The sequence below is a fragment of the Fictibacillus sp. 5RED26 genome, from assembly GCF_015903895.1.
GTDB lineage: Bacteria > Bacillota > Bacilli > Bacillales > Fictibacillaceae > Fictibacillus > Fictibacillus phosphorivorans.
Map to the genome: position 1 here is coordinate 429,723 of NZ_JACZDU010000002.1, position 13,380 is coordinate 443,102.

The 13,380-nt window shown below is 36.8% G+C and carries 8 protein-coding genes; all 8 read left to right on the forward strand.

From position 1 onward, the window contains the following. Positions 1 to 81 precede the first annotated feature (81 nt). Entirely contained in the window at positions 82 to 2,142 is a 2,061-nt protein-coding gene (locus IHV10_RS10430; protein WP_197128847.1) for an Ig-like domain-containing protein, read from the forward strand. A 221-nt stretch (positions 2,143 to 2,363) separates the two neighbouring features. Next, positions 2,364 to 2,711, forward strand: coding sequence for a hypothetical protein (locus tag IHV10_RS10435; RefSeq protein ID WP_197128849.1), 348 nt, complete (start codon positions 2,364 to 2,366; stop codon positions 2,709 to 2,711). 42 nt (positions 2,712 to 2,753) lie between these two features. Continuing rightward, positions 2,754 to 3,509 (forward strand): hypothetical protein, encoded by a 756-nt coding sequence (locus IHV10_RS10440; RefSeq protein ID WP_197128850.1) that lies wholly within the window; start codon positions 2,754 to 2,756, stop codon positions 3,507 to 3,509. 331 nt (positions 3,510 to 3,840) lie between these two features. After that, a complete protein-coding gene (locus tag IHV10_RS10445; protein WP_197128851.1) occupies positions 3,841 to 5,262 on the forward strand; it encodes an MBOAT family O-acyltransferase in 1,422 nt (473 codons plus the stop codon). 12 nt (positions 5,263 to 5,274) lie between these two features. Continuing rightward, positions 5,275 to 6,459 (forward strand): DHHW family protein, encoded by a 1,185-nt coding sequence (locus IHV10_RS10450; RefSeq protein ID WP_197128852.1) that lies wholly within the window; start codon positions 5,275 to 5,277, stop codon positions 6,457 to 6,459. Positions 6,460 to 6,580: 121 nt separating this feature from the next. Then, a complete protein-coding gene (locus IHV10_RS10455) occupies positions 6,581 to 9,556 on the forward strand; it encodes a heparinase II/III domain-containing protein (RefSeq protein WP_197128858.1) in 2,976 nt (991 codons plus the stop codon). Positions 9,557 to 9,772: 216 nt separating this feature from the next. Continuing rightward, positions 9,773 to 11,176, forward strand: a complete 1,404-nt coding sequence (locus tag IHV10_RS10460; RefSeq protein ID WP_231619501.1) for a glycosyltransferase — start codon at positions 9,773 to 9,775, stop codon at positions 11,174 to 11,176. A 108-nt stretch (positions 11,177 to 11,284) separates the two neighbouring features. After that, on the forward strand, positions 11,285 to 13,369 hold the full coding sequence (locus IHV10_RS10465) for an LTA synthase family protein (RefSeq protein WP_197128860.1): 2,085 nt from the start codon (positions 11,285 to 11,287) through the stop codon (positions 13,367 to 13,369). The last annotated feature ends 11 nt before the right edge of the window (positions 13,370 to 13,380 follow it).

Below are 13,380 nucleotides of genomic sequence, written 5' to 3' on the forward strand. Positions count from 1 at the left end.
TTCCAATCTACTGAAACTATGGTAAAATAATACATGTTATTATTTTGAAAAAGAAACGGGGATTATGTGGTGGGTAGAGGAATGAATAATAGGTTTATGCAAGTAACATTAGCGGGTTCTCTTATCTTTACTTCTGTGAGTACAATTTCTGCAAAAGCTGAGGGACTTACAGAGCCGATAAAATTTGCTGTAGAGGGTAGTGATCCTGCTTTACACCCAAATGGTGATGTTATCCTTATAACTGATCAAGTAAATACCGAGGGGAAAATCTATCCGAATGAAATGTATGATGTTCATTCAGGTGAGCGAATCGCGACATTCACTTCTGATAACAATACGGGTTCATATCAATATAGTCCTGAGGGAACTTATATGATTTCCCTAGGGGACTATATGATTGTACGGGACGGAAACACAGGTGAATATCTTTATGACCTTCCTTATACGTGGGGAGCACTCGATTTTCAGCCTAGTAACGATAATATAGTTGCTTTAGCAAGCAGCTCTGGATCAAGTAATTTCATTGAACAAGACCACATTGCTGTTGTGAACTTACAAACTAAGGATGTTCTTTTTGAGAAAAACTTTGAAAAGGCAGCCAACACAGAGATCGCTTTGCACCCGTACGAACCGATTCTTGCAATTAGCCATGGAAGAGACGTAGAGGTTGTTAATTTTGAAACAAAAGAAACAATCGCCAAGATTTCTAATCCGTTTGCCCTAGAAGAAAGACAGAGTTTTCATGCCATTTGGGGGATGTCATACAGTCCAGATGGAGAAAGCCTTTTTTTAATAAGCAGTGCAAAGTCTAATCAAATGATTGTTTTAGACGGAGAGAATGAATACGCTAAGAAAGTGTTAACTTCTTCACAATTTATTAATAAACCCATTGAAGGGACGGATGACCACAAATGGGTTAGTATCGATACAACTCCGGATGGTAAAATATACACAACAAATTATGATGCTCTTAAGTTTTATGACCCAGATAGCGGTGAGCTCGTGTCTTCTATTAAATCCGATTATTATACAAGTCAAATCAGCTTTTCCAATCACCCTGAGTACCTCGCTATTGAAAGAGGTAAAAGCAAGTACCATATTACGTATACACAAATTCAAGAGTTCCCTTTAAAGGAGCCTACTGGAAACCGTATAGCGTTTGAAGATCCTTTCATTACACTTAACACGGGACAAAGCACTTACTATGGAATGGATTATTACTTTGATGGGACTAAAACACTGCTTGATCCTAGACAAGTGACGCTTGTATCAAGTAATTCAGAGGTCGTTGAAGTTGATGAGAATCGCAAGTTAATTGCTGTAAACGAGGGAAGTGCTAAAGTTACTGCGTATTATCGTGGTTTTAAAGAAACAATGAACGTTCATGTAAGGGATGAGAAAGAGCCAAACATTCATATAGACTCTCTTTATGATTCAAACTTTTATATAAATGGTACTGCAGAACCTGAATCTACGGTATACACATGGTTTGACGGTATGGAGTATCGTTCAACAGTTAACAGAGATGGCAGTTTTTCATTTTATTTAAATAAGCCTTTGACAGCAAATACAAAAATTAGGGTTATGTCTCAATATCAGGATGCAGATGGAGATCATATGGATGAGCAATGGATTAATGTTCTGCGAGATACGGTAGCTCCTGGAACACCTGTTGTTAGCCAAGTCAATGATCAGTATGACACGGTTAGCGGGAAAGCGGAACCTTTTTCTACCATTAGAATTCAGTTGAACACGACTACCACCAAGTCTGTAAAAGTAGATGAGGAAGGGAAATACAAACTTCTTATTCCTGGTATTAAGGCTGGACAAAACCTAGACATTAAGACACAAGATCGTGCAGGGAATTTGAGTAAGCCAAAGAAAATGTCTGTTATCGATCGCACTCCGCCATCTATGCCTAAAGTAAACAGCATCCATAATACTACAACGAAAGTGACGGGTACTGCAGAGATTAACGCTTCAGTGTATGTGATTGCCGGAGGAAAAACGTATAAAAGCACAGCTTTAAAAGGTACGTTTAGCATTGCGATACCGCAACAAAAAGCAGGAAGTAAAGTAAGCGTATATGCCACAGATGCAGCGAGCAATAAGAGCAAAACAGCTATATTCACAGTTAAATAAGTTAAATTAACAGGACGAATAGAAATAATTTGAGGGTTACACCTGGCCAAGAGCTTCCCAAAGTTTCACACCGTATTATGTAGAAACTCTTCCCAGGTAATAAGAGCACAATGAAATTTGGAATTTGTGTTATTTTAAGTAAATAAAATGTCGAAAAAGCTTGTACAGAGCTACAAGCTTTTTCGTTTGCTAGAAGAAAGAAATACAAGGAGCATGCAACCATGAAAGTTTACACAATATTGTTTATTATCATCACAGGAATTAGCTTTTTAGACAAAGAGTTTTATCATAGTTTGACCTTTGTCGATATAATCGTCTCTATAATAGGAATCATTGGATTATGGGGATATGTATTTAAAAAGAAATGGTTTTCACCATCATTTTGGAAAGTTTATTTTGGCTTTAACATCGTATGGTCGATTGGTACGCTTTATTATATGGGTGAAAGTTTCTTGCCGAAAGACGAACCGACTTTAATGTACCTTACTTTAGGAATAGGGCTCATCATTCTTCTGTTCATGATTCCTTACTATTATGCTCTTTTTCGGTATGCTTATCGTAGAACGTGATCTCAACTTGTTTCATCTATTATAGAGAGTAGTGTGAAGGTAATGAAGAGGATTAGTGCTGCCGCTCTTTCGTTTATCATCCTTTTAAGTGCGTGCAATGAGAAAAAAGAAGTGCCTGCTACAGCTAGTAAAAAGGTAGAAGATAAAAAGGAAGAAGGTACAAAGGTAATCAATGATATTGAATATAAGTTGTTATTCTTCAAAGGTTACAAGAGGGATAAAGATCTAGAAGAATATTACTTAGACGAGATTGAAATGTACAGTAATTACATGGATTCAGAAATTGGAGATCTATTAAAAAAGAGTTCAGAAGTGCTTGTTTCATTTAAACCGGGTAAAGGTCATACACAATCAGGTGCTGGATTTATCGATATCTATGTAGATGAGGAAGAATATTATGATGTGAATGCAGGTGCTTTATATCGATCTAACTACAAAGAGGTTACCGATTCTAAGGATAGCTTTGCACCGAATTATATGATATCTGAGTATTATGCAGTTAAGTACGAAAGTGAGCTAGATTCGGAATTTCAATATTATGCAACCTTTAAAGATGTGGCAACTGCACCTAAGAATTTAGACATTCAACGATTATGGAACGATCAAGCATTTCTCCAGTCCTACAATTCCGACTGGGAAGACTATATCGATAGTATTTCGTTTGTCGACTATCTGATGAAAACGTATGGAAAAGAAAAAACATTAACATTAGTTACTGAGAATGATAATGAGTCCATTCATACAACATTTGGTAAAAATCTTGATGCTTTAATTAAGGATTGGAAACAAGCTAAATGAATATTCACCAAAGATGGGATCGATACTAATTTCGGTTTTTTATAAAAATTAAGCTAAAACACTGAACAATAGCGAAATATAACCGATATAACAAAGGGAATTAACGCTATTCTTTTGAATAGCTTACAAACATACAAGAACAAAAACCCATTAATTTACATAAGATCATTACCCAAGAATGTGAATAATGGTGCGAATATATATTTTGTGCTGAAGCCTAACTGTGGGCTTCTTTTCTTTGTGAAATTTTTATAGACGCTTTCACAGTAATCGGCTATAACAAGAAATAGAGCTATTTTTATTTATTAGTTTGAACTTCAGGAGGAACACCATGTTATTTAGTTCAACCGTCTTTTTATTTTTATTCTTACCCATCGTTTTATTCACGTATTTTTTAGTACCACGCAGCTTTAGAAATGTTTTGCTGTTGGCTTATAGTCTGTTCTTCTATGCTTGGGGAGAACCTGTTTTTGTTTTGATTATGTTAGGCTCTATCGTGCTTAACTATTTGTTTGGACTTGTCGTTGACCGAGTGCGAGATCGAAAACGTGCTGTAACTTGGGTCATGACAGCGATGGTGCTTTCTAACATCGCGATTCTGTTCATTTTTAAATATACAAATTTCTTTGTGGAAAACATTAACGCGGCATTTGATCTATCCATCCATGTAGATCCGATACCGCTGCCGTTAGGAATTTCGTTCTACACCTTCCAAGCGATGAGTTATGTGATCGATGTTTACCGAAGAGATGGGGAAGTGCAAAAAAATCCACTTAACGTGGCCTTATATATCGCTTTATTCCCTCAGCTTGTTGCTGGACCCATCGTGCGTTATCAAACGGTAGCGGATCAAATTAAACACCGGATAGAGACATTCGGTAAGTTTGCTGAAGGTGTTAAACGATTTATTATCGGTTTGGCTAAAAAGATGCTTATCGCGAACAACGTAGGTTTCATTGCAGATGAAATCTTTAAGACGCCAGCGAACGAGCTGTCAGTAGGTATGGCATGGATTGGTATCATCGCCTATTCCCTTCAAATCTATTTTGATTTCTCTGGGTACTCAGATATGGCGATTGGCTTAGGAAAGATGTTTGGTTTTGATTTTCTAGAGAATTTTAAATACCCTTATATCTCAAGAACCATTTCAGAATTCTGGCGTCGTTGGCATATATCATTAGGATCATGGTTCAGGGATTATGTGTACATCCCGTTAGGTGGAAGTAAAAACGGCAAGTTGATGACGTATCGTAATCTTTTCATTGTTTGGTTTGTAACAGGCTTCTGGCATGGAGCCAACTGGACGTTTATCGCATGGGGATTGTACTTCGGAATTATCATTGCACTAGAAAAAGCGTTCTTAGAGAAACTCATTTTCCGCATGTGGAGACCCTTACAGCATCTCTATGCGTTAATATTAATCATCAGTGGTTGGGTTCTGTTTAGAGCAGATACGTTCACCTATGCGTATAGCTATCTCAAAGTAATGTTTGGTTTTGGGAATGCTCCTTTATTTGATGAACGAGCAGCATTCTACCTAACGAATTATTCCGTATTATTATGTCTTGCGATTATTAGTGCTACTCCTTTGTTCAAGTGGTTAATCGATAAATTACAAGCTACTGCTTCAAACAAGGTTTATGTATTAGGAAACGAAATTGGTGCACCGATCTATTACGCGACCGTACTTTTACTTTCTATTGCGTACATGGTGAACTCAACCTTCAATCCTTTCATTTATTTTAGATTCTAAGGTGGGCTATATATGAGAAAAATCATTGGAGAAAAAGTGTTAGCCGTTGCTTTTGTAGGATTGATCAGTACGGTGGGAGTAGGTATGGTGCTAGCGGAAGATACCAAAATTTCTGAGCTGGAAAACAGAGAGATGGCATCATTTCCATTAGTGGAAAAGGACGATGATCTGTTGTCTGGTGAGTATTTTGGGAAATTCGAAACCTACTATAACGATCAGGTCTATAAAAGAGAAGAGTGGCTGCAGCTTTATTCAAGCTTCAAGAAGGAGTTCATGAAAGAAAAAGAAGTGAATGGTGTCTTTCTAGGAGAGGATGGGTACCTTCTACAAGCTGTCGATAAAATCGAGAACCTTAAGGATGAACACCAACAGATCAATAAATTCATTGAATATGGTGATTCAAAAGGTCTTGATGTATATTACACGATGGCACCTACAAAAGTGATGTCCAACAAAGACAAATTACCTGCTTTTGCAGAAGACTTCTCGCAAAAGAACATGAATAACTTTTTAGAAGGTTTAAGTCCTAAAGCGGAGCAGATCAATCTTCGTAAAACGATTGAGAAAAAGAACCAAGAGGAACAGCTCTACTTTTATACAGATCACCATTGGAAACAAAAAGCAGCTTTCTATGGATATGAACAAGTAATCAAAGAGTTAAGCGAAAAACACCCAGAGGTTGGAGAACCTAAGAAACTCTCTGATTTTAATGTAAAAACATATAAAGAACCTGAGTTTTATGGATCTGCCGCACGCTTATCAAACAAAGCATATGCAGAAAAAGCAGATCAAATCGAGATTATGGAACCAAAAGAGGGTTACGATGGATACGATGTTTGTATCAAAGGAGAATGCGGAAAACCTTTCTACGATCTGAGCAAACAAGAGGATAAAGAGATGTATGCGGATCGTTATAATGTATATATGGGTGGAAATGCATCGCAGATAGTAGTGAAGAATGAAAAAGCAGACAATGACCTTAAAGTGCTGGTATTAAAGGATTCCTATGCAAATCCGATGATTCCTCTTCTAAGTGCTCATTTTAAAGAAGTACATGTTGTCGACTTACGTTTAAATGGCGGAAACATGTATGACTATCTTGATAAACAAGATCTGGACATGGTGTTATTTGTCCACAACGTATCTTCAGCTATTCAAACACCAAACCTTTATACGTTTGAAGGTAGAAGTAAATAAACCATTTTGAGCTTGCAGAGAAAGAATCTGCAAGCTTTTTCTATTCTATTTTCTTCCTAAAAGTATTTAACAATACCGAGACTTGTCGATAAGTATGAAAAAGGTATTGGGAGGAAAAGGTATGAGGTCTACATATACCAAACTTATAATTATCGTAACATTAATTCTGCCCTTCATCTCATCGTCTTCTTTAAAGGCAGAAGCAACTTTTAACAAGAAAATCTATTGGAATAATACAGTTAAGACCATAAAAAATGAACCTGTATGGAAAGGTGATATGCTGTGGCTTCCCATTGACGATATTTTCTCAGTGATAGGTGCCAAAGTGGGATGGGATAAAGGTAGGAAACAAGCAACGATAACATACAAAGGAAGCAAGATCGTTCTGACGATGAATGTAGATCGTATTCAGCTTGGTGGGAAGTCGTTTAAAGTTCTTGAAAAACCTCAGATGTTCGGAAAAATTTCTATGATTTCAGAGCATACATTGGAAGAGCTAACAGGTTTGGATGTGGATCACAATAAGGAGAACAAGAAAATACATTTGAAGCCTAGTGATGTCTTAAATCAAGCAGCAACAAATCTAAAAGTTCCTCTCCGGGAACATGCTCAGTTTGAGGTGAAAATAAAAAACAAGTCTTCTCATTCTAAGCAAGAATACTCATTGGCTATTCCAGCTAAATACAGCAATCAGTTTAAAGTAGATAAGCAAAAATTAACCCTTTCGCCTGGTGCTATAGGTCGATTTGTTATACAGTCTAAACAACCATTAACAAAGTCTGAGAACAAGGAGTTGTACGTGAATATTTCTTCTTCATCACAAAAATCCACCGTTCCGCTATCCTATGAAGTATCAAATTATCAACTTTCGAAACATAAGCATCCAAACTCCTTTATAGGTGAACAAGAGCTAAAACGAGCGAAGCAAAGGATACATAATGTGCAATGGGCTAAGAATTATTGGCGGTATTTAGAAGGGCAGGCACAGGAAGCACTAAAGCTAAAAGTGATAGTGCCAGATCAGTCAGCAGGGCACTCCTCTTGGTATACATGTAAAGATGGGTCACCCCTTACTTACCAGAGCGGACATTTCTGTAAAAAAGAAAATACGTACTATTATGGCGACCGGTATGATGCAGGATACAGATTCTTTCAACACAATGAAGCCATTGCTGCATTAAAGACATTGTCACTTGCTTATGCGTTAAGTGGAAACGAACAGTACGGAAACGAAGCGGTAAGAATTATAAACGAGTATGCAAAAAAATATCCGAATTATGCCTTACAAGATCGTGGAGGTAGATTGTATTGGCAATCGTTGGATGAGGCAGTCGGAATGGTCGATATCCTAACATCATATGACCTGCTTTATACGTTTAAAGGGTTAAACGAGGCTAGTAAAAAGAATATCGAGCTCAACCTTATTAGACCGTCCATTCAAACAATAGCGAGTAGCTCCAAAGGACTCTCTAACTGGCAGGCGTGGCATATTGCGGCAATCGGTGTGGCGGGAACAGTATTAGGTGATACTTCTTACATTGAACGTGCTGTAAATGGGCCAGATGGATTCAATCATCTTATCCAGCATGGAGTCATGTCAGATGGCTTTTGGTGGGAGGGATCTATGGCTTATCATACGTATACATTGGCAGCTTTTAATATTTTGGGGGAAGCGGTCAGTAAATGGAACTATGACCTGTTTTCAAACGCTTCACTTAAACAAATGTTTAATGCGCCTATATCGTATGCTTATCCTAACTTAACCTTGCCTGTTAATAACGATGGTGGAAAGTTTGGAGCTTCATTGATCAATACTTTTTCATCTAAAGGATACAATGATTATGAATCTGCCTATACCCGGTATAAAGATCCTACTTATTCTTGGTTGCTAAACCAAAAATATAAATCATTGTATAGGAGAGGTGATTTTGCCTTATTTTTTGGAGAAGATGTGATCGGTAACGGAGAATCAACAGTCAAAAGTTCAAATTTTAAAGATGTAGGACATGGAATATTAAGGTCTAATGCACGCAAGAACGAAGACCAATTATATGTATTAATGGATTATGGTCCACATGGAGGATCACACGGTCACTTAGATAAGTTAGCATTGGATATTTATGGTGCAAGAACGAATCTGGCACCTGATTTTGGAACTCCAGCCTATTCACATCCTTTGTATCGGTCATGGTATAAACAGACATTAAGTCATAATACTGTTGTTGTAGATGGGCAATCACAGTTAGAGTCAAAAGGAAAAATGGTATCTTTTATCGATGAGGGTGACTTTAAGCATATGCATGCTGAAGCAAATTCCGCTTACAAGGGAATTACGTACAATCGATCAATCATGATGGATTCTGACTATCTCCTTGATTGGTTTCATGTTTCAGATCCGAACAAAGAGCATCAATATGATTGGTTTCTACATGGAATGGGCTCGTTGAATACAACCGTTAAATCGAAAGCGGTAAAGGATACAGCATCACTACTCTATAATCAAAAAAATGGATATGAACAGCTCAAAAATTTATCGACAGGAACGGCTTTAACAGGATGGAGCGGAGTGTTTAAGAATCAGACAGCAGGCATGCAGGTTTATTCTGTTCCGACATCAAATCCCGTTCAGGTCATAACTTCGACAGGACCTGGCCCTTCACACCTTATGAATGCACAACCTGTTATCATCCAAAGAAAATATGGAAAGGAAGCTGACTTTATTACGATTATCCGTCCTTCTGAAAATGGGAAGGCCAGTCAGATTAAGGGAACACTTCAAACGAAGAACAGTGTCACCATAGAACTAGAAAATGAAGATCATCACTATTATCAAAATTATAGGAATGGTAACACAAACGGAAATCTGCTAGCAGCTAAAGCAGTTACTGAAAAAAATGCTACGTACCAAATTGATTCATCGATTCTCTTTTCAATGAATAAGGACCAAATACACATTCAAGTACTTCAATATAACCAATTAAAACAACTTAGCCTTTATTTTGATGCCAAAGGGATTAACTCGGTTCACCTAAATGGAAGTTCTGTAGACTATAAGTCTCTAGGTGGTCGTGTCATGATCAATATCAATAAACAGTAAAAAGGACCTCCTCATATAAAAAAATATGAGGGGGCTTTTTTTGATAAATGTAAATATATCCATATAATTTTATTTTGAAAACGTTAACAATTTAACCCTATTTATAAAGAAATAAACAACTTATTATATTATTGTAAAAAAGCTTGATAATGTTAAGTTAGTACTTTAATATAACAAAGGAACAAGGATAAACATGGGTTTGTTTACAGAGAAAGTATGCAAAATAATGATAGGGAGGTTTTTCACATTAATAAAAATATGATTGATTTATCAGATTACATATCATATGAAAAGTTTAGCGATTACATAAAAAAATCAAAGAATGATGACTCGAATTCAAACAACAAACTAGTTTTCGTATCCATCATTTTTAGTATCACAATCGTTGCAATGTTTGCAATGAGTTATTTTATTCGAGGTACGTTTAATGTTTTCTTAGGAGTTTACGGTTCTATCATGGTCCTGTACTTACTCACTAAGCAGTCTTTATCCTTCTTTTACAGACCTGCTGTCGGAGAAGCGCAACAAGCAAAAGTCGCTGTTGTCATACCTTCTTATAACGAAAGTGCGGAAGCTATTAGAAATACGATAAATAGTATTCTTGCTCAAGATTATCCGGTTCATGAAATCTTTTTTGTGGATGATGGTAGTAAAGACCAATCTGCATATAACATGGCACTGAGAATGAAGAATGAATTAGAATTCACCAATAAGGAAGTAGCAGCTACTCTTGAGGGTACAGTTGGTACTATACCTAACTTAGTTGTACATAGGTTAGAAAAGAATAGCGGAAAAAGACATGCTCAGTTATGGGCATTTAGAAGAACGACAGCTGACTTTGTTGTAACGGTCGATTCAGATGGAGATTTGTTCCCGAACGCTGTAAGAGAGTTGCTCATTCCGTTTAACGATGAAAAAGTGATGGCGACTACGGGACATGTTAACATCAGAAACAGAAAAGAAAATCTGCTTACGAAGTTAATAGACATGCGTTATGATAATGCATTCAGGGTAGAAAGAGCTGCACAATCAGTAACTGGAAATGTTCTTGTATGTAGCGGTCCATTAAGTGCATATCGCGTTGAAATTATTAAAGACAATTTAGAGAATTATGGAAACCAGATGTTTCTTGGTGAAACCGTACAGTTTGGTGATGACCGATGTTTGACAAACTACTCCATATTAAGAGGGAAGACGGTCTATCAATCTACTGCAAGATGTATAACAGATGCACCTACAACATTAAAGCAATTTATTAAACAGCAACTAAGATGGAATAAATCATTCTTTAGAGAGAGCTTAATTTCATTTGGTATCGGATTAAAGAAACCGAACGTGTTAGTGTGGACGATATTAGAAATGTCACTTTGGATTCTATTTGGCTTCTCATTAATTTTAAGTGTTGTTCTTAAAGCAACATCAGTAGGTTTTGTTTTACTATTTTATTATCTGGCTTATATTTCACTATCTGCGTATGCGAGAAATGTATTCTATTTATTGAAACATCCACTTACGTTTTTATTAGCACCTGTTTATGGAATCATACATTTAACCATGCTATTTCCGTTAAGATTTTATGCGCTTCTCACTATCAAATCAAACGGTTGGGGAACTCGTTAAGAGTTCCTTTTTTGTTTATATGTAAATGTTCATTTAAATTATTATGAAAATTTGCCATAATAAAGAAAACATCTTTTGGGGATGAACCAAAATAGAAGTGAGGTAATAATGAAAAGAATAATATACAAAGCTACATTGTTTATAGTGGTTAATAGTCTACTAGCCATAATTCTATCCTTAGGTTTGCTATCCATGTTTCATGGTTTGAGCATAGATCGTGCAATTGATTGGTCACAGTTGAACACCAAAGTATTTGCAGGGTTATTTATAGTTATATTCTTGATTTTAGGAATACTACAACGGTTTAAATTTATGTTTGTTGTTAGAGAACAAGCAGCAGCGAAAATGACAAACAATAAGTCACTGCGTATGATGTTTGTCTTCATCTTTATTATCGCCTCGTCTTTTGTTCTCTATGGTATCCTACAATTCTTCCAAAGCGGCATGAACGTAGATATATTTATAGACTGGATACAAGGAAAGACAAAAATCTTTGTGCTTAGTTCCTTGTTTATTCTTTCTCTCTATTTTCTGTTTTTATCTATAACGGGAAGACTTTATTTAAGCTTATTCATGAGTGTGAGCGTCACCGTTCTTTTCGGACTTACTCATGCAAACAAGATGACGTTTCTTGGTGAGCCGCTCTATCCATCAGACTTTAAGCAGGTTACGCATATCCTTGAAGTTATTCCAATGGTTCTCGGTGCTTTTTCTATTTGGAAGTTGCTCATTCTTGGACTGATCTTCATTCTTGTTGTTAGCTATGTTGTCATCATCTATTTACAGATAAATGAAATCAAAACTTCATGGTGGGCAAGAGGGCTAATCCTTTGTTTATCCATTTTCATTTTTTATTCTTTTTTCAATTATCCAAAGACGTATGTCAACGCACTCGCAGAAAAGTCAGACGTGAAGATCGTTCGTTGGAACCAGCCTTCAAACTATCGAGACAACGGGATGGTATTTGGCTTTTTGTCCAACTTGCACGTGGATGCGTTTGATAAGCCAGCAGGTTATAGCAAGAAGGCTGTTCAAGAAATAGCGAATCGAATTCAGGATCAAGCTTCTGAAAAACAGCCAGTGAAAAAAGGGGATGTGAAGAATCCAAATATTGTCTTCATTATGAGTGAGGCTTTTTGGGATCCTACTAAACTAGAAAATGTCACGTATAGCAAAGATCCTTTACCTGTTACGCGAGAGTTGATGAAGAAATATTCTTCGGGAAGTGTTCTCTCACCTACGTTTGGAGGAGGAACATCCAACGTTGAGTTTGAGGCACTTACTGGGTTTTCGATGAGGTTCCTTAAAGCGGGATCACTTCCGTATCAACAGCTCATCGATCAAAAAGACTTTATTCCATCTATTGTTAGTGAGTTAGAAGCTAGGAAATATGAGTCTTTGGCTATGCACCCATACAACAAAGTATTTTATAAAAGAAACAGGGTGTATGACACGTTTGGATTCAATCAGTTTCTTCATATGGAATCGATGAAAAATAAAGAAATGACGGGACCCTACATTTCAGATGAAGCGGTTGCTCATGAAATCTTAGATAATTTAAAAAGTAAAGATAAGCCTATGTTTGTTCATGCTGTAACGATGCAGAATCATTTTCCATATGCTGCAGATCGGTATAAAAAGAATTCCATTAAAGTCTCTGGACTGAGTCCTGCTTCTAATGCAGAGTTAGAAACGTATGCGGAGGGTATTTCTCAATCTGATCGTGCACTGGAGATGTTGGTGAAGAAGCTTGAAACGATTGAAGAACCAACACTCGTTGTTTTATGGGGAGATCATCTGCCTATTCTAGGTCAAAATAAAGCAATCTATGAAGAAGCGAAGTTTATGGAGCCATACAACCCGAAGATTGAACTGCAAAAATTCTCGGAAACACCATTGTTGATGTATGCAAACTATGATTTGCAGCGTGAAGATTTGAAAGTGATGAGCCCTTCCTTTATCGGACCAACGTTGTTTAATCTTGCAGGACTAGAACAGCCACCTTTTTATACGTTCTTAGATGAGGTGAAAAGTGAGCTTCCTGGTATTAAGCCAGGCTTACTAATTAATAATGAACAACGATCAGAATTTTCGCTTTCTAAAAAACAGCAGAAATTATTGAAAGATTACCAGATGCTGCAATACGATCTTCTCGTCGGAAAGCAATATAGCAGGGAGATTTTGTTTAAATAAAAGGAGAGCAC